Raw genomic sequence first — 17,487 nt, 5'->3', positions numbered from 1 at the left:
CCTTCTACAGTCGGCCGTATGACCTCCATCCTGGCTGCCGTGGCCTGGCCGTACACGAACGGTCCCAGGCATATCGGCCACGTGTCCGGCTTCGGCGTACCGTCCGATGTGTTCAGCCGGTACCTGCGGATGGCGGGCCACGACGTGCTGATGGTGTCCGGGACGGACGAGCACGGTACGCCGATCCTCGTGCAGGCGGAGCGGGAAGGCGTCTCGCCGCGGGAGCTGGCCGATCGGTACAACCGGGTGATCGTCGAGGACCTGCAGGGACTGGGGTTGAGCTACGACCTGTTCACCCGGACCACGACCCGCAACCACTACGCCGTCGCCCAGGAACTCTTCAGAACCCTGTACCGCAACGGATATCTGATCAGCCGGACCACGAAGGGCGCGATCTCGCCGTCCACCGGACGGACCCTGCCCGACCGCTACATCGAGGGCACGTGCCCGATCTGCGGGTACGACGAGGCGCGCGGCGACCAGTGCGACAACTGCGGGAACCAGCTGGACGCGATCGATCTCGGCAACCCGCGCAGCCGGATCAACGGTGAGACGCCGGTGTTCGTGGAGACCGAGCACTTCTTCCTCGATCTCCCGGCGCTGGCGGACCAGCTCGGCGCCTGGCTGCAGACCCGCACGGGGTGGCGGCCGAACGTGCTGAAGTTCGCGCTCAACCTGCTCGACGACGTCCGGCCGCGGGCGATGACCCGCGACATCGACTGGGGGATCCCGGTGCCGTTGCCGGGCTGGGAGGACAACCCGAACAAGCGGTTGTACGTGTGGTTCGACGCGGTCATCGGCTACCTGTCGGCCAGCGTCGAGTGGGCCCGGCGTACCGGCGACCCGGATGCGTGGCGGAAGTGGTGGACCGACCCGGACGCGCAGTCCTACTACTTCATGGGCAAGGACAACATCACGTTCCACGCCCAGATCTGGCCGGCCGAGCTGCTCGCCTACAACGCCGCGCCCGGGCAGTACGGCGTACTCAACCTGCCGACCGAGGTGGTGAGCAGCGAGTTCCTCACCATGGCCGGCCGGAAGCTCTCGTCGTCCCGGTCGGTCGTGATCTATGTCCGTGACGTCCTGGAGCGGTACGGCCCGGACGCGCTGCGGTACTTCATCTCGGTCGCCGGCCCGGAGACCCAGGACACCGCGTTCACCTGGCCGGAGTTCGTCCGCCGCAACAACGACGAGCTCGTCGGCACGTGGGGCAACCTGGTCAACCGGACCGCGTCGATGATCGCCAAGAACTTCGGCGCGATCCCGGCCGCGGCGAGCCTGACCACGGCCGACCATGAACTGCTGGCCTCCAGCCGGCAGGCGTTCGGCACCGTCGGCGATCACCTCCGGCATCAGCGGCTGAAGCTCGGCCTCGGTGCGGCGATGCACAACGCGGCCGAGGCGAACCAGTACCTCTCGCAGCAGGCGCCCTGGAAGGAGCCGGACCCGGAGCGGAAGGCGACGATCCTGCACGTCGCCGCGCAGGTGGTGGCCGACAGCAACCGCCTGCTCGCCCCGTTCCTGCCGCACTCGGCCCAACGCGTGCACGAGACCCTCGGCGGCACCGGCACGTTCCTTCCTCAGCCGGAGATCGTCGAAGCCGCGGACCTCGACGGCGGCCCGTCCTATCCGATCATCACCGGCGACTACACGGCCCAGCCGCGCTGGGCCTCGGAGCCCGTCGTACCCGGCACACCGGTGCGGCCGCCGGCACCGATCTTCGCCAAGCTGTCACCGGACGTGGTCGAGGAGGAACTGGCGCGGCTCGGTTGACGCTTTCTTACAAGCGCGTAAGTGGCGGCAGTCGTACGGTCGAGGCATGACTGGTTACGTGGCAACGGCAGAGACCGATATCCAGGCGCCGCCCGCGCGGGTGTGGGAGGTGCTGACCGATCCGGAGCAGCTGAAGGCGCTGTGGTTCGGGGCCGAGGTGTCGACGGACTGGCGGCAGGGAAGTCCGATCACCTGGAGTGGTGAGTGGGAGGGCAAGCCGTACGTGGACAAGGGTGAGATCCTCGAGGTCGACCCCGAGCGGCTGTTGAGGCTGACCCATTACAGCCCGCTCACCGGGCAGCCCGACGTACCGGAGAACTACCACACGCTCGTCTACACACTGGACGGTGGCGGTACAGCGACGCACCTGAAACTCACGCAGGACAACAACGGCAGCGAGGAAGAGGCCAAGCACTCCCAGGAGATGTGGGAGATGCTCGTCGCCAAGGTCAAAGAAGCTGCTGAGACAGCCGGTCAGTAATCTGACCGTATGGCGAGAGATGGTGTGGAGGTCGACCGGCCGACCCGGGAGCGGGCGGCGATCGGTGAGGACGGCAGGTCCCGGGACCGGAGCCGGCCGGCGCTGCCCGACCCGTTGCCGATGAGCGTGGTCGACGCGCACTGCCATCTCGACATCGCCGACGGCGAGGACGGCGCGTGGCTGAGCCCGGCCGACGCGATCAAGCTGGCCTCGTCGGTCGGCGTGACCCGGATCGTCCAGGTCGGCTGCGACCTGCCGGGCGCGCTCTGGGCGGTCGAGGCCGCCGAGCAGTACCCGAACCTGATCGCCGGCGTCGCGCTGCACCCGAACGAGGCGCCGAAGCTGAAGGCCGCCGGTGAGCTGGACAGTGCGCTGGCCGAGATCGAGCGGCTGGCGGCGAGCACGGACAAGGTCCGCGTGATCGGCGAGACCGGGCTCGACTACTTCCGCACCGGCGAGGACGGCCGGGCCGCGCAGCACGAGTCGTTCGCCGCGCACATCGAGCTGGCGAAGCGGATGGGCAAGACGCTGATGATCCATGACCGCGACGCGCACGACGACATCCTGCGGATCCTGGACCGCGAGGGCGTGCCGGACCGGCTGGTGATGCACTGCTTCTCCGGCGACACCGAGTTCGCCCGCAAATGCGTCGAGCGTGGTGCGTACCTGAGCTTCGCGGGGGTGGTGACGTTCAAGAACGCCCAGTCGCTGCGGGACGCGCTGGCCGTGACCCCGCTCGACCGCGTGCTGGTCGAGACGGATGCGCCGTACCTGACCCCGTCGCCGCACCGCGGCCAGCCGAACGCGTCGTACCTGATCCCGCACACGGTCCGGAAGATGGCCGGCGTACTCAACATCTCGGTCGCCGAGCTGTGCGATGCCCTGAACAACAACGCGAACCGGGCCTTCGGCGGCGCCTGGTGATCGTCCTGGCCACCGGCGAACCTGCCGGCGCGGCTGGTAGACAATGCCCATGGAGTTCAGTGAGGTAGTCCGGCGGCGGCGGATGGTGCGGAACTACGACCCGGACCGGCCGGTGCCCGAGGAGATCCGGGAGCGGATCCTGGAGAACGGGCTGCGGGCCCCCTCGGGCGGGTTCACCCAGGGCTGGGCGTTCCTCACGCTGGAGGGCGACGACCGCGAGCGGTACTGGCGGATCGCGGCCGAGAACGCGGACGAGAAGTATGTGGGATGGCTCACAGGACTCCGCCGCGCGCCGCTGCTGATCCTGGCCTTCGCGCACAAGGACGCCTACCTCGATCGGTACGCCGCCGCGGACAAGGGCTGGACCGATCGCGACGAGTCCCGCTGGACCGCGCCGTACTGGTACGTCGACACCGGGATGGCGGCGCTGCTGATGCTCCAGACGGTGGTCGACGAAGGCCTGGGAGCGTGCTTTTTCGGGCCTCCGGCGGACAAGGTGGAGCGGTTGCTGGCGGAGTTCGGCGTACCCGCCGGGTTCGACCTGATCGGGCTGCTGTCGGTCGGCTACCGGGCCCCGGACAAGCGGTCGCCGTCGCTGCGGCGGGGCCGCCGGACGACCGCCGAAGTGGTGCATCGAGGGCACTGGGGCCATCACCTGGCGTGACCGCCCCATTACACCTTTTTGCGACTCGCCGACGAGAGGATTGGCGCATCCGGGACATCTTCGTTACTGTCTCGTGATGTTGGCCGGGATCGGGGAAGATTCCGGGCAGTACAACCCCTCGGCGGGAAAGTGGATTCCGGGCAGCCAGTCCGGCGTTCGCGATCGGTGCCTGTGCTGTCCCACCCCGTGCCCGGGTAGCCCTACCTGGGAGCGTTAGTGCGTAAGTCCATCCTCGTGGCCGTCGGTGCGACGGCTGCGTTCGCCGTCGCGGGCGGCTCCGTGGCCTATGCCGCGAAGAGCAAGACGGTCAGTCTTTCCGTCGACGGCCAGGTGCAGAAGGTGCACACCTTCGGCTCCACCGTGGCAGACGCCCTGAAGGCCGAGAAAGTTCAGATCGGCGAACACGACGTCGTCGCCCCGTCGCCGGACTCCAAGCTCAAGGACGGTCAGGAGATCGCGGTGCAGTACGGCCGCCAGCTGACCATCGACGCCGACGGCACCAAGAAGGCCTACTGGACCACGGCCGACAGCGTGAACGAAGCCCTCGCCGACCTGGGTCTGCGGTACGACAGCAGCGCGGTCTTCTCCACCAGCCGGAGCGCGCCGCTCGGCCGCGAAGGCCTGGAGCTCGTCGTGAAGACTCCGAAGACCGTGCAGATCGTCCGGCAGGGCAAGATCGCGACGATCAAGTCCATGGCCGGGACCGTCGGTGAGGCCCTGACCGCGGCGAAGATCGTCTGGGACGCCGACGACCGGATCAGCCCCGCGGCGGCCACCGCGCTCAAGCCGGGTGTGAACCGGATCGGGTACGTGAAGGTCGACGTCAAGAAGGTCACCAAGAGCGTGGCGATCGCTCACGGCACCGACGAGACCAAGTCGGCCACGCTGGAGGTGGGCACCAAGAAGACCACCACCCCGGGGACCAACGGGGCCAAGTCGGTGACCTACGTGCTGACCTACTTGGACGGCAAGCTGACGACCACCAAGGTGCTCACGTCGAAGCTGGTCACCGCGCCGGTCGACGAGAAGGTCCTGGTCGGCACCAAGCCGAAGCCGGAGGAGCCGACGCAGGACACCAGCACCCCGCCGGCCTCCGGCAACACGAGTGCCTGGGACCGGATCGCCCAGTGCGAGTCGGGCGGCAACTGGTCGATCAACTCCGGCAACGGGTACTACGGCGGCCTGCAGTTCGACCACGGCACCTGGGCCGCCTACGGCGGCACGGCCTACGCCGAGAACGCGAACGGTGCGTCCAAGGCGCAGCAGATCGCGATCGCGGAGAAGGTCAAGGCCGACCGCGGTGGCTACGGCGCGTGGCCTGTCTGCGGCAAGCTGGCCTAGTGACAGACTGACGGGGTGACCCCGTCTGATCCATCCACTTCCGCCGGACCGAGACTTCTCGGTCCGGCGGAAGTGCGTTCACTGGCCGCCGCGCTCGGGGTCCGCCCGACCAAGCAGCGCGGCCAGAACTTCGTCATCGACGCCAACACGGTCCGCCGGATCGTCCGCGCCGCCGAGCTGGACGACGGCGAGACCGTGCTCGAGGTCGGTCCCGGCCTCGGGTCGCTGACGCTGGCGTTGCTCGCCGACGGGCATCCGGTCACCGCGGTCGAGATCGACCCGCTGCTCGCGCAGGCGCTGCCGTCGACGATCGCGTCGTACGCGCCCAACCAGGCGGGCATGCTCACCGTGGTCGAGGCCGACGCGATGACGGTCGGTCCGGACGAGATCGGTTCGCCGACGGCCTGTGTCGCCAATCTGCCGTACAACGTCGCCGTACCGGTGCTGTTGCATCTGCTGGAGGTCTCGCCGTCGTTGCGGCACGGGCTGGTGATGGTGCAGTCCGAGGTGGCGGACCGGCTCGCCGCCGGACCCGGCTCGCGGACGTACGGCGTACCGTCCGCGAAGGCCGCCTGGTACGCCGAGGTCCGCCGGGCCGGTCCGATCGGGCGGAACGTGTTCTGGCCGGCGCCGAACGTGGACTCCGGCCTGGTCGCGTTCGAGCGACGGGAACCACCTGAGACGGCAGCGACCCGGGAAGAGGTGTTCGCGGTGATCGAGGCGGCCTTCTCGCAGCGGCGCAAGACCGTCCGGTCCGCGCTGGCCCGCTGGATCCCGGACCGCGACCGGCTCGACGAGGTGTTCCGGGTCACCGGCATCGACCCGCGGCTGCGCGGCGAGATGCTCGCGATCACCGACTTCGCCGCGCTCGCCGGTGCGGGTCGAGCTACCTGATGCCCTAGCCTGTGCCCGTGCCACCTTCCTCTGAGGTCACGGTGCGGTCGCCGGCCAAGATCAATCTGGGTCTGTCGGTCGGTCCGCCGCGTCCGGACGGGTACCACCCGGTCGCCACGGTCTACCAGGCCGTTGCCCTGTACGACGATGTCACCGCGGTGCTGCGCGACGACGACACCACGATCTCGGTGGAGGTGGTCGGCGACTTCGCGAACGACGTACCGGCCGACGAGACGAACCTCGCGGTCCGGGCGGCGCGGCTGCTGCAGGCGGAGTACGACGTCGACGAAGGTGTCGAGCTGACCATCCGCAAGACGATCCCGGTCGCGGGCGGGATGGCGGGCGGTTCGACCGACGCGGCCGCGACGTTGGTGGCGTGCAACCGGTTGTGGGGGCTGCAGCTGTCCCAGACCGAGCTGCGGCACCACGCGGCCGAGCTGGGCAGCGACGTACCGTTCTGCCTGGTCGGTCACACCGCGCTCGGTCAGGGTCGCGGCGAGCAGGTCACCGAGGTGATGTCGCGCGGGACCTTCCACTGGGTCTTCGCGATCGCCGACGGCGGGCTGTCCACGCCGGCCGTCTACCGCGAGCTCGACCGGTTGCGGCCGATCCGCCGGGTCGAGCCGCCGCAGGTCCGCCCCGAGCTCCTCTCCGCGCTGCTCTCCGGCCAGCCCGGCGCCCTCGCGGTTGCCCTCAGCAACGACCTCCAGGCGGCCGCGCTGTCGCTGCGCCCCGAGCTCGGCGAGACCCTCCAGTTCGGTCTCGACCAGGGCGCCCTCGCCGCCCAGATCTCCGGCTCCGGCCCGACCTGCCTGTTCCTCGCCGCCGACAGCCGCAGCGCCGTCGACCTGGCCGTCGAACTCGCCGAGTCCGGCCTCTGCCGCATGGTCCGCCAAGCCGAAGCCCCCGTCCCCGGAGCCCGAATCCTCCCCGCCATCGTCTCCCGATAGCCGGCCTCACCGGCCGGTGAGGATTGTGTGGAGGTGGGGGTGTTGGGGTTGGCGTCGAAGCCGTTGATGTGCCAGAGCTAGCCGACCTCTGAACACGCCTGCGCAGTCTCCTCCAGCCCGACGGATCCGGGTCGCAGCGCCTGCGCTACGCCGTACGCCGTGGACAGGCCGAGCTCGGCGACGATACTCCGCGTCGCAATGCCCCCCGAAACCCCTTGAACACACCGGGATTCCGGGCCGCTCGCCAAGTGAGCGTTTGAATCGCCAGGAAAATCGGTCGCGGTCGGAGCGGGCCGCTGTTACGGTCCCGGGAGGTAGTCCATCGCAACGAACGAGTGGCAGGAGACCGGGATGCGCCGTGGCGTGATCGACCTCATCGGTACTGATCGCTTCGACGTATTCGCGAGGACTCTTGAACTCTCTGACGATGGGCATTGTGGCGCATGTCGACGCCGGTAAGACCAGCCTGACCGAGCGGCTGCTGTACGCCGCCGGGGTGATCGACCGGGTCGGCCGGGTCGACGACGGGAACACCCAGACCGACTCGATGGACCTCGAGCGCAAGCGGGGTATCACGATCCGCTCGGCCGTGGTGTCGTTCGAGCTGGGCGACCTGACCGTCAACCTGATCGACACTCCGGGACACTCCGACTTCATCGCCGAGGTCGAGCGTGCGCTGTCCGTGCTGGACGGCGCCGTGCTGGTGATCTCCGCGGTCGAGGGCGTCCAGGTGCAGACCCGGCTGCTGATGCGCACGCTGGCCCGGCTGCGCATCCCGACCTGCCTGTTCGTGAACAAGATCGACCGCGTCGGCGCGCGGTACGACGACCTGCTCGCGGACATCGCGCGATTGCTGACGCCCGCCGCCGTACCGATGGGATCGGTCGAGGACCTCGGTCTCCGGTCGGCGCGGTTCGTGCCGTTTCCCCTGCAGAACAAGGCGCTGGGTGAATTGCTTGCCGAGCGCAACGACGAGATCCTGGCCGGCTACCTGGACGACAGCCTGTCGGCGGACGACTATGCCGCCGAGCTTCGGCGGCAGGTGGCGGCCGCGCAGGTCCACCCGGTGTACTTCGGCTCCGCGATGACCGGTGACGGGATCGACGAGCTGATCGCGGGCATCCAGTCGTGGTTGCCGCGGGCACCTTCAGCCGGAGAGGACCTGCGAGCAAGGGTTTTCAAGGTCGAGCGGGCCTCGGCCGGGCAGAAGGTCGCGTCGGCCCGGATCTTCGCCGGCTCGTTGTCGGCTCGCGCGTACGTCGAGGTGCACCCGGCGGAAGGTCCGTCGTACCAGGCTCGACCGACAGCGGTGGAGCTCTTCGAGCGCGGCGCACGGCGGACGGTCGAGCGCGCCGAGGCCGGCCAGATCGTGGCGTTGCGCGGGTTGAAGGACATCCGGATCGGCGATCAGCTCGGCGTCCCGGCGCGGGGAGTCGGCCGGTTGTTCTCGCCGCCGACGCTGGAGACCGTCGTGAGCGCCCGGGATCGCGTCAAGCTGTTCCAGGCGCTGACGCAGCTCGCCGAGCAGGATCCGCTGATCCGTGTCCGGAAGGCCGACGACATCACCGTCAGCCTGTACGGCGAGGTGCAGAAGGAGGTGATTGCCTCCCTGCTGGAAACCGAGTACGGACTGCGGGTCGCGTTCAGTGAGACGACCCCGATCCACATCGAACGGCTGGACGGGATCGGTGCTGCGTACCGGGAGATCGGTGCCCCCGGTAACCTCTGGGCGGCGGGCGTCGGGTTCCGCGTCTCACCACGGGACGAGGGGATCGAGTACAACCTCGAGGTCGAGCTGGGTGGACTGCCGCGCGCCTTCCACACCGCGATCGAGGAGACGGTCCGCCAGACGCTGCACCAGGGCCTCTACGGCTGGGAGATCCCGAACTGCCGGATCGACCTCACCCACACCGCCTACAGCAGCCCGGTCACGGTCGCCACGGACTTCCGCCGCCTCGTCCCGCTCGTCCTGATGCAGGCCATCGAGGCCGCCGGCACCACAGTGCTCGAGCCCGTCAACCACTTCGAGCTCGACATCCCACCTGACTCCGTGGCCCGGGTCCTGTCCCTGCTGGCCGATTCCCGGGCGGTGGTCGAGCAGACCACGATCCAGCCCTCGCACGCTCATCTGGAAGGCTCCATCCCGGCCGCGACGATCCATCCGTTCGAGACCCAGCTCCCCGGACAGACCCACGGGGAAGGCATCCTGACCCCCACCGTGACCACCTACCACCCCGTTCCGGGAGTCCCGCCGACTCGCACCCGGACGGACGGCAATCCGCTCAACCAGAAGCAGTACCTCCTGCACCTCAACCAGGCCTGAGCCGGTCAGGCGAAATGCGCGAGCGCCGCGTGGATCTTCTCGACCGCAGTGGCGGAGTCGGTGAAGTGGGCGGTGACGCAGAGGTGTTCGCGGAGGTGGAGGAGCGGCAGCCGGTCCCGCCAGCCCTCGGCCAGCGGGTTCACCTCGCGGTAGGCGTCGTACAAGGTGTCCGGGATGTTGCCGCAGCCGTGGAGCATCGAGAGCTCGGCTTCGGGCCAGCCGTAGTAGACGGCCGGATCGATCAACGCCGGGTGGCCTTCGGGAGTCGGCAGGAGGTTGCCGTGCCAGAGGTCGCCGTGCAGCAGGGACGGCGGCTGGCTCGGGACGAGGTCGGGGAGACGGTTGGCCACGCGTTCGAGGCGGTGCCGATCGTCGGCCGACAAGGCGTTGTAGCAGTTCGGGACCTCGAGATAGCGCAGCAGACGGTGCTCGGCGAAGAACGTGTGGCCGTCGGTCGTCCACGGGTTCCGCTGGGGGAGGACGCCGAGGTAGTTGTCGTGGTGGTACCCGAACTTGTCCGCGGTCTGCTGGTGCTGACGGGCCAGCGCGCGGCCGGCGTCCTCCCAGTAGGTGTCCGACGGCGCCGACGTACCGAAGTCGGCCAGGACGATGAAGGTCGGCGTGACGCGAAGGACTTCGGGTACGGCGAACGCGCCGGGCGACCGCAGTGCGTCGAGGCCGTCGGCCTCCCGGGCGTAGAGGTCGGGCGGCAGGCCGGTCTGCGTCTTCACGATCACCGACCGGCCGAGCGACGTACGGACGCGGTAGGTCTTGCTGGCGTAGCCGCCTTCCACCGGTTCGGCCGAGATCGCGTCGCCCAGAGCGAGCCCGTCGAGCCAGGAAGGAGTCAGCACGTGGACGATCCTGGCACGCGTGCCGTGGTCGGCTACCCTGGGGCGCGTTATGGCGCCACCTAACTTGGTCAATCTGGAAGCTGTCTCCAAGGGCTTCGGGACTCGGACACTCCTCGACTCTGTCAGCCTCGGCATCGGCCGGGGGGAACGCGTCGGCGTGGTCGGGCGCAACGGCGACGGCAAGTCGACGCTGTTGCGGCTCCTGGCCCGGCGGGAGGAGCCGGACAGCGGACGGATCACCCACAACCGGGACCTGCGCCTCGGGTACCTCGGGCAGAGCGACGATCTCGATCCCGGGCACACCGTTCTGCACGCCGTACTCGGTGACGTGGAGACCTACACCTGGGCGGCGGACCCGCGAGCGCGGTCGGTGATGGAGCACTTGCTGGGCGGAGTGGATCACCAGGCGCTGGTGGGCACCCTGAGCGGTGGTGAGCGCCGCCGCGCGTCCCTCGCCCGGCTGCTGCTGACAGAGGTCGACCTGCTGATCCTCGACGAGCCCACCAACCACCTCGACATCGAAGCGGTCAACTGGCTCGCCGACCACGTGGTCGACCGGGCCGGCGCACTCGTCGTCGTGACCCACGACCGCTGGTTCCTGGACGCGGTGTGCACCGACACGTGGGAGGTGCAGGACGGCCGGGTCACGTCGTACGACGGTGGCTACGCGGCCTATGTCCTCGCGAAGGCGGAGCGGGCCCGGAGCGCACAGGTCACCGAGACCAAGCGGCAGAACCTGCTGAAGAAGGAGCTCGCCTGGCTGCGTCGCGGCGCACCGGCCCGCAGCACCAAGCCGAAGTTCCGGATCGAGGCCGCCAACGCGCTGATCGAGGACGAGCCGGCGCCGCGGGACAAGCTCGCCCTGTCCCAACTGGCGACCGCGCGCCTGGGCAAGGACGTGTTCGACATCGAGGACGTCAGCCTCAGCTTCGGCGACCGGGTGATGCTCGACCACGTCACGTTCCGGCTCGGCCCGGCCGACCGGATCGGGCTGCTCGGTCCGAACGGTGCCGGCAAGACGACGTTCCTCAAGGTCATGACCGGTCAGCTCGCACCCGACCGCGGTGTGGTGAAGCAGGGCAAGACCGTCCGGATCGCCAACCTGTCGCAGACGCTGGAGGAGATCGACGGTGCGGCGACGGTCCTCGACCACATCACCGCGATCCGTCGTACGGCGGCCCTCGCCGGGCGCGGCGGCGAGCTCACGTCGTCGCAACTGCTGGAGCGGTTCGGGTTCACCGGCGACAAGCTGACCACGCGGATCTCGGACCTGTCCGGTGGCGAACGCCGCCGCCTGCAGTTGCTGCGGATCCTGCTGGACGAGCCGAACGTCCTGATCCTCGACGAACCCACCAACGATCTGGATGTCGAAACGCTGACCGTCCTGGAGGATTTCCTGGACAGCTGGCCCGGCGTTGTCGTCACCGTCACGCACGACCGGTACTTCCTCGAACGCGTGAGTGACATGGTGTATACGATCCTCGGCGACGGGCGGGTCCGGCATCTGCCGCGGGGTGTCGATCAGTATCTCGAGGAACTCGCCACCGGAATTCCGCGGCGGGCGCCGTCGAATGCGTTGACACCCGAACCGGTGGGGTCCAATGATTTGGCGCCGGCCGGGAATTCCGCGGTCGATGATCGCCCGGTGGTTGACGCGGCAGCGGCCCGGGCGGCGAAGAAAGAGCTCAACCGGATCGAGCGCCAGCTCGCCCGGATCACCGAGGCCGAGGCGAAGCTGCACGACCAGCTGGCCGCCAGCGCGAGCGACTACGAGCGGCTGGCCGAGCTGGACACCGAGCTGCGCAAGCTCGCCGACGAACGCGGTGAACTGGAGACCGCCTGGTTCGAAGCGGCCGAACGCGCCGAGAACTGAGCCGCGGCGCCCCTCCGATCCCCTGTGCTTCGGAGGGTGCGCCGCGACTACCGGGTGAGCGGGCCCCGTGCCGGCCGGCGTTGTTCGGGCCCCGAGCCCCGGACACCGCGCGGCCACTTTCGGCGGACCACCTCTTGCCGCCGAAGTCACCGTGATCTGTACGTTTGGTAGTCGGTCGACCACCGACGGTTAGGACCCTAGTAGGACCCCTCACTCAGTGTCGATAGTCGTCCGTGACAGCAGTCTCTCGATCTCGTTGCAACTAGCAACGATCGAAACAGGCCGGAAGTGACGGGCGGTCTTTTCGGATTATTCCGGCACAATTCCAGCGATCGTTTGCCTGATCCGATCAGGGGGTTTGTTCGGAGCGCGGCACGCCGAATGATCAGTGTTTTTCCAGGTCGAACGGACGGACCAGTTCCCGCAGCACGCGGGCGATCTTCGCCTGGTCGCGCTCGCTGATCGTGCCCAGCAGCTTGCGCTCGTGCGCGAGCAGGTCGGCCATCGCGGCGTCGACGGCATCGCGCCCGGCGGTGGTCAGCTGGACGAGCACGCCGCGGCGGTCGGCCGGATCCGGCAGGCGCTCGACCAGGCCGCGCGCGGTCAGCCGGTCGACCCGGTTGGTCATCGTGCCGGAGGTGACGAGGGTTTCCTTCAGCAGCTTGCCGGGGGACAACTGGTACGGCGCGCCGGCCCGGCGCAGCGCCGCGAGCACGTCGAACTCCCAGGACTCCAGGCCGTGCGTCTCGAACGCCTGACTGCGGGCGCGATCCAGGTGCCGCGCCAGCCGGCTGACCCGGGACAGCACTTCCATCGGTGCCACGTCGAGGTCCGGGCGCTCCCGGCGCCAGGCCTCGAGCAGCCGGTCGACCTCGTCTTCCATGGTTCGAGACTACGTCATCAAGACTCTTGACATCAAGACAAGTAGGGGGACTAGAGTATCTCGATGTCAAGATAAATGCGTCAGAGAGGTGCTCACCATGCGCACGTCACCCGTGTGGAGTCCGGAGCAGTACGGCACGTACGCCGACGAGCGCGGCCGCCCGTACGCCGATCTGGTCGGCCGGATCCGGGCCGCGGACGTCCGGACGGTCGTCGATCTCGGCTGTGGTCCCGGCGGCCTGACCGCGACGCTGCGGGAAGTGTGGCCGGAGGCAACGATCGTCGGCATCGACAACTCGCCCCAGATGCTCGAGGCGGCGCAGCAGTTCGCCGACGACCGGCTGAGCTTCGAGCTCGGCGACGTGCGGGAGTGGAGCGTCGAGCCCGGCTCGGTGGACGTGATCGTGACCAACGCGACCCTGCAGTGGGTTCCCGAGCAGCTCGACCTGCTGCCCGGCTTCGTCCGCGCGCTGCGGCCGGGCGGGTGGCTGGCGATCCAGATCCCCGGCAACGGCAACGCCCCGTCGCACGCGATCCTGCGCGAGCTGGCCGAGACCGACCCGTACGCGGAGTACGCGAAGGACGCGTCGCTGCGGCCCGATGTCCCCGGCCCGGCCGAGTACGTCGACGCGCTGAGCGCCGAAGGATGCGTGGTCGACGCGTGGGAGACGACGTACTTCCATCTGCTGTCCGGCGACAACGCCGTACTGGAGTGGGTGAAGGGGACCGGCGCGCGGCCGGTGCTGCAGACGTTGCCGGACGACCTGCGCGTGCGGTTCGAGGCGGAGTACGGCGCTCGGCTGGCCGAGGCGTACCCGCAACGGGACTACGGGACGCTGCTCCCGTTCCGCCGGATCTTCGCGGTGGCGCGGAAGGAGGGATGACGATGCGGCTCGATCATGTGCAGGTGTCGTGTCCGCCGGGCGGGGAGGACGTGGCGCGGGCGTTCTACCGGGATGCGCTCGGGATGACCGAGGTGGAGAAGCCGGAGCTGCTCAAGGCGCGTGGCGGGTGCTGGTTCAGGTCAGGTGCGGCCGAGATCCATGTCGGGGTCGAGGAAGGCTTCGCGCCGGCGAAGAAGGCGCACCCGGCACTGGCTGTCGATGATCTGGATGCGTTGGCCGCCAAACTCACCGACCTTGGATTCCCGGTGGCTTGGGACAACGAGACGATCCCGGGCCGCCGGCGGTTTCACACCGCCGACGGCCACGGGAATCGAGTGGAGATCGTCTGACTGATTACTCGGTCGCCAGGGCTCCTGCCGGGGCGACCTTCGCGGCCCGCCGGGCCGGGAGGACCGAGGCGAGCAGGCCCGCGACGGCAGCGACCGCGGCGATCACGACGAGCAGCGTCACGGGTACGGCGTACTCGACGCCGCCGTCGACCGTCTGGCCGCCCATCAGCGCGCTCGTCCCGGTCCAGCCGTAGATCAGGCCGAGCGCGATCCCGAGGCCGGCCGCGACCAGTGCCATGAGCAACGACTCGACCGCGAGCATCCCGCGCAACTGGCGCCGGGTCAGGCCCATCGCCCGCAGCAGCGCGTTCTCCCGGGTCCGCTCGAGGACCGACAGGCTGAGCGTGTTGCCGACACCGACCAGCGCGATCAGCACCGAGACCCCGAGCAGTCCGACGCCGACGATCAGCAGGACGTCGAAGATCTTCGTGTAGCTGGTCCGCTCGGCCAGTCCGCCGGTGACCCCGAGCTCCTTGATCGAGGGGATCGACTGTTGCACGGAGTCGATCACCTGCGAACCGTCCGCCTTCGGGTCCGACGCCAGCCAGAACCCGGTCACCGAGGCACTCGGTGAGAGCTTCGCGAGATCGGTGGACGTGACCGTGATCGGATCGAGCCCGGTCGCGAGCCGCGCCGTCACGGACAGCTTGTGCCCACCGGACACGATGGTCACCGGAGAGCCTTCCTCCAGCTTCAGCATGCGCAGGGTCTGGTAGTCGAACAACGCCGTACCCGGCTTCAGCTGGGCCACGATCGCCGGGTTGTGGATGACGGACCCCGCCGCGGCCGGGTCGATGCCCGTCACCGGCAGCTCCTGACCGTTGGTCTTCACGGTCACCTGGCGGATCGGGACGACCTGCGTGATGCCCTTGATGTCCCGCAGTTGCTGCTCGGCGCCGGACGGCATCTTCTCGTTGTACGCGTTGACCATCAGGTCGACCGGGTACTGGCCGTCCATCGACACGTCGAACGTCTTGCGCACCGACGCGATCCCGACACAGGTCAGGCTGATCAGCGTCACGCCGATCAACAGCGCCGACGTGGTGGCCGCCGTACGCTTCGGGTTCCGGATGGCGTTGGCGACCGCGATCCTGGCCGGTACGCCGCCACCGCGAGCCGGCAGCGCGCCGAGCAGGCGGATCAGCGCGGGGACCAACAGCGACCCGATCGCCAGGATGCCGAGGAACGACAGCACGCCACCGCCGACACCGACCAGCACCTGGTGGCCCGAGGCCGCGGCCGCCAGCAGCAGCCCACCTCCGGCGAGCAGCAGGAAGCCGAAGATCAACCGCAGTACGCCGGCCTTCGACGCGGCCGCCGGAGCAGCCTCCGGACGAAGCGCGGCCAGCGGCGCGACCTTGGTCGCCCGGCGCGCCGGTACGACGGCCGCCACGATGGTGGCCAACGTGCCGAGCAGGAGCGGCACGAACACCGACAACAGGTCGAGGTGCAGCGGGACCGGCGGGATACCCCAGTCGAACTCGCGGGACAACGCCAGCGCCAGCGCGGACAGTGCGACGCCGAAGACGACCCCGGTCGCGGAGGCGACCACACCGACCACGGTGGCCTCCGCGAGCACGGAGGAGAACACCTGGCGGCGGGACGCGCCGACGCACCGCAGCAGCGCCATCTCGCGGGTGCGTTGGGCGATCACGATCGTGAACGTGTTGCCGATCACCAGGCAGGCGACGAACAGCGCGATCACGGCGAACATGCCGAACACCCCGCCGAGGACGTCGATGCCGTTCGTGAAGCCCTCCACCTCGTGCTGGATCCAGGCGTCACCGGTGTAGACCTTGAGGTCCCTCGACACCACGTGCTGGACAGCGGTCGCCATCGTCTGCTGGTCGACACCGGGCTTGGCCGCGACCGCGAGCGCCCGGGTGAACGCTTCGGGCTCGAAGACCTTCACCGCGGCCGGGGTGGCGACGGCGGCCGCCGTACCGACGGCCTTGGAGTCGTCCAGCAGACCGGTGATGGTGACGTTCCACGACTTGTTGTTGTACGAGCTGATCCGGAGCGTCTGACCGACCGCGAGCTTGTGCTTCGCGGCGAGCTTGGCCGGGACCGCGATCTCATTCGTTGCAGTGGGCAACCGTCCGGACGACGTACCGGGCCCGGCGATGTGGGTGGTGTCGTAGAGCGCGTCGATCTGCAGGCTGGTCGAGCGGACCAGGCCGGGGTACGACGCCTCCATGAACGCCGTGGTCATCGTCACCGCGGACGCGACCTGCGGGAGCTGGCGGACCGCGGCGATGTCGGCCGGCGTGATCTCGCCGTTCTCGGGGTACGCGAGCGCGTCGACACCGCGGTACTGGGCGCCGATCGTCTCGTCGATGCCGTGCGACGCGGACGCGTGCGCGGTCATCGCCAGGGTGCCGAAACCGACACCGAGGACGATCGCCAGGCAGGCGGCGACCAGGCGGCCCAGGTGGGCGCGCAGCGAGGAGAGGATGGAGCGTCGCACCTCAGGCCCCCAGCTGCCGCAGCGCGTCGAGCACGGTCTCCGGGGTCGGCGCGCGCAGATCGCCGGCCAGCTTGCCGTCGGCGAGCATCACGACGCGATCGGCGTACGACGCCGCCAGCGGATCGTGGGTCACCATGACGACCGTCTGGCCGAACTCGCGGACCGACCGGCGCAGGAAGCCGAGCACCTCGGCCCCGGACCGCGAGTCCAGGTTGCCGGTCGGCTCGTCGGCGAACACGACCTCGGGCCGGCCGACCAGCGCGCGGGCGACGGCGACCCGCTGCTGCTGGCCGCCGGACAGCTCGGACGGCCGGTGCGTGAGCCGGTCGCTCAGCCCGAGGACATCGATCAGCGTGCTCAGCCACTGCTGGTCCGGTTTGCGGTTGCCGAGCTCGAGCGGGAGCAGGATGTTGTCCTTCGCGGACAGCATCGGCAGCAGGTTGAACGACTGGAACACGAACCCGACCCGGTCCCGCCGGATCTTGGTCAGCTCGGCGTCCGGCAGCCGGGTCAGCAGGGTCTCGCCGAGCAGCACCTGTCCGCCGGACGGGGTGTCCAGCCCGGCCAGGCAATGCATCAGCGTCGACTTGCCCGAACCCGACGGGCCCATGATCGCGGTGAACTGGCCGACGCCGAAGTCGACCGACACCCCGTCGAGCGCGGCGACCGCGGTATCGCCCTGTCCGTACACCTTGCGCAGGTCGTGCGCCCGGATCGCGGTCCGCGGCGTCCCGTCCTGCGGCAGCCGCCCGGCCGCAAGCTCCCCGGTCTGCAAGCTCATGTCACTCCTCGGTTCAACGTGATGTTGTCCAAGAAGTTAGTGATCC

15 protein-coding genes are annotated in these 17,487 nt (G+C 69.2%); 11 read left to right on the top strand and 4 right to left on the bottom strand.

Translation table 11 applies throughout. The features are described from left to right. Nucleotides 1-18 precede the first annotated feature (18 nt). The 8 genes from metG (at nucleotide 19) to ACZ6O0_RS20300 (ending at nucleotide 9,350) form a co-directional block, all read left to right on the top strand. Nucleotides 19-1,773: a methionine--tRNA ligase gene (gene metG / locus ACZ6O0_RS20335; RefSeq protein ID WP_465766499.1), complete on the top strand. Its 1,755-nt coding sequence runs from the start codon at nucleotides 19-21 to the stop codon at nucleotides 1,771-1,773. Nucleotides 1,774-1,819: 46 nt separating this feature from the next. After that, a complete protein-coding gene (locus tag ACZ6O0_RS20330) occupies nucleotides 1,820-2,254 on the top strand; it encodes an SRPBCC family protein (RefSeq protein ID WP_465766498.1) in 435 nt (144 codons plus the stop codon). A gap of 9 nt (nucleotides 2,255-2,263) precedes the next feature. Continuing rightward, the gene (locus ACZ6O0_RS20325; RefSeq protein ID WP_465766497.1) at nucleotides 2,264-3,178 is read left to right on the top strand and encodes a TatD family hydrolase; all 915 of its coding nucleotides are present in this window, start codon (nucleotides 2,264-2,266) and stop codon (nucleotides 3,176-3,178) included. 49 nt (nucleotides 3,179-3,227) lie between these two features. After that, nucleotides 3,228-3,842 (top strand): nitroreductase family protein, encoded by a 615-nt coding sequence (locus tag ACZ6O0_RS20320; RefSeq protein ID WP_465766496.1) that lies wholly within the window; start codon nucleotides 3,228-3,230, stop codon nucleotides 3,840-3,842. Between the two features lie 216 nt (nucleotides 3,843-4,058). Next, nucleotides 4,059-5,183: a ubiquitin-like domain-containing protein gene (locus tag ACZ6O0_RS20315; protein ID WP_465766495.1), complete on the top strand. Its 1,125-nt coding sequence runs from the start codon at nucleotides 4,059-4,061 to the stop codon at nucleotides 5,181-5,183. 72 nt (nucleotides 5,184-5,255) lie between these two features. Beyond that, a complete protein-coding gene (gene rsmA / locus ACZ6O0_RS20310) occupies nucleotides 5,256-6,077 on the top strand; it encodes a 16S rRNA (adenine(1518)-N(6)/adenine(1519)-N(6))-dimethyltransferase RsmA (protein WP_465766494.1) in 822 nt (273 codons plus the stop codon). Nucleotides 6,078-6,088: 11 nt separating this feature from the next. After that, a complete protein-coding gene (locus ACZ6O0_RS20305; RefSeq protein ID WP_465766493.1) occupies nucleotides 6,089-7,027 on the top strand; it encodes a 4-(cytidine 5'-diphospho)-2-C-methyl-D-erythritol kinase in 939 nt (312 codons plus the stop codon). Between the two features lie 427 nt (nucleotides 7,028-7,454). After that, nucleotides 7,455-9,350 carry a GTP-binding protein gene (locus ACZ6O0_RS20300; protein ID WP_465766492.1) on the top strand — a complete coding sequence of 632 codons (1,896 nt, stop codon included), beginning with the start codon at nucleotides 7,455-7,457 and terminating at the stop codon, nucleotides 9,348-9,350. Nucleotides 9,351-9,355: 5 nt separating this feature from the next. Here ACZ6O0_RS20300 and ACZ6O0_RS20295 read toward each other — a convergent pair whose 3' ends face one another. Continuing rightward, on the bottom strand, nucleotides 9,356-10,204 hold the full coding sequence (locus ACZ6O0_RS20295; protein WP_465766491.1) for a fructosamine kinase family protein: 849 nt from the start codon (nucleotides 10,202-10,204) through the stop codon (nucleotides 9,356-9,358). A 49-nt stretch (nucleotides 10,205-10,253) separates the two neighbouring features. On the opposite strand from ACZ6O0_RS20295, the gene ACZ6O0_RS20290 reads away from it, so the two are divergent. Next, the gene (locus ACZ6O0_RS20290) at nucleotides 10,254-12,077 is read left to right on the top strand and encodes an ABC-F family ATP-binding cassette domain-containing protein (protein WP_465766490.1); all 1,824 of its coding nucleotides are present in this window, start codon (nucleotides 10,254-10,256) and stop codon (nucleotides 12,075-12,077) included. Nucleotides 12,078-12,462: 385 nt separating this feature from the next. Here the strand turns inward: ACZ6O0_RS20290 and ACZ6O0_RS20285 are convergent, their stop codons facing one another. After that, on the bottom strand, nucleotides 12,463-12,960 hold the full coding sequence (locus tag ACZ6O0_RS20285) for a MarR family winged helix-turn-helix transcriptional regulator (RefSeq protein WP_465689507.1): 498 nt from the start codon (nucleotides 12,958-12,960) through the stop codon (nucleotides 12,463-12,465). A 97-nt stretch (nucleotides 12,961-13,057) separates the two neighbouring features. Between ACZ6O0_RS20285 and ACZ6O0_RS20280 the strand changes: the two genes are divergently transcribed. Both ACZ6O0_RS20280 and ACZ6O0_RS20275 read left to right on the top strand, forming a co-directional pair. Continuing rightward, entirely contained in the window at nucleotides 13,058-13,843 is a 786-nt protein-coding gene (locus ACZ6O0_RS20280; protein ID WP_465766489.1) for a methyltransferase domain-containing protein, read from the top strand. A gap of 2 nt (nucleotides 13,844-13,845) precedes the next feature. Further along, a complete protein-coding gene (locus ACZ6O0_RS20275) occupies nucleotides 13,846-14,193 on the top strand; it encodes a VOC family protein (protein ID WP_465766488.1) in 348 nt (115 codons plus the stop codon). 4 nt (nucleotides 14,194-14,197) lie between these two features. Here the strand turns inward: ACZ6O0_RS20275 and ACZ6O0_RS20270 are convergent, their stop codons facing one another. Together ACZ6O0_RS20270 and ACZ6O0_RS20265 are read right to left on the bottom strand one after the other, a co-directional pair. Next, nucleotides 14,198-16,660, bottom strand: coding sequence for an ABC transporter permease (locus ACZ6O0_RS20270; RefSeq protein ID WP_465766487.1), 2,463 nt, complete (start codon nucleotides 16,658-16,660; stop codon nucleotides 14,198-14,200). A gap of 1 nt (nucleotide 16,661) precedes the next feature. Further along, the gene (locus ACZ6O0_RS20265; protein WP_465766486.1) at nucleotides 16,662-17,441 is read right to left on the bottom strand and encodes an ABC transporter ATP-binding protein; all 780 of its coding nucleotides are present in this window, start codon (nucleotides 17,439-17,441) and stop codon (nucleotides 16,662-16,664) included. Nucleotides 17,442-17,487 lie beyond the last annotated feature (46 nt).

It is taken from the genome of Kribbella sp. NPDC048837 (assembly GCF_055586945.1).
This window is presented reverse-complemented; position numbering and strand designations above follow the sequence as displayed.

What these genes read in the sequence shown, in the direction of transcription:
- ACZ6O0_RS20280 (WP_465766489.1), top strand. Translation starts at nt 13,058, where the DNA reads ATGCGCACGTCACCCGTGTGGAGTCCGGAGCAGTACGGCACGTACGCC.
- ACZ6O0_RS20330 (WP_465766498.1), top strand. Translation starts at nt 1,820, where the DNA reads ATGACTGGTTACGTGGCAACGGCAGAGACCGATATCCAGGCGCCGCCC.
- ACZ6O0_RS20320 (WP_465766496.1), top strand. Translation starts at nt 3,228, where the DNA reads ATGGAGTTCAGTGAGGTAGTCCGGCGGCGGCGGATGGTGCGGAACTAC.
- ACZ6O0_RS20300 (WP_465766492.1), top strand. Translation starts at nt 7,455, where the DNA reads ATGGGCATTGTGGCGCATGTCGACGCCGGTAAGACCAGCCTGACCGAG.
- ACZ6O0_RS20275 (WP_465766488.1), top strand. Translation starts at nt 13,846, where the DNA reads ATGCGGCTCGATCATGTGCAGGTGTCGTGTCCGCCGGGCGGGGAGGAC.
- ACZ6O0_RS20290 (WP_465766490.1), top strand. Translation starts at nt 10,254, where the DNA reads ATGGCGCCACCTAACTTGGTCAATCTGGAAGCTGTCTCCAAGGGCTTC.
- ACZ6O0_RS20325 (WP_465766497.1), top strand. Translation starts at nt 2,264, where the DNA reads ATGGCGAGAGATGGTGTGGAGGTCGACCGGCCGACCCGGGAGCGGGCG.
- metG (WP_465766499.1), top strand. Translation starts at nt 19, where the DNA reads ATGACCTCCATCCTGGCTGCCGTGGCCTGGCCGTACACGAACGGTCCC.
- ACZ6O0_RS20265 (WP_465766486.1), bottom strand. Translation starts at nt 17,441, where the DNA reads ATGAGCTTGCAGACCGGGGAGCTTGCGGCCGGGCGGCTGCCGCAGGAC.
- ACZ6O0_RS20285 (WP_465689507.1), bottom strand. Translation starts at nt 12,960, where the DNA reads ATGGAAGACGAGGTCGACCGGCTGCTCGAGGCCTGGCGCCGGGAGCGC.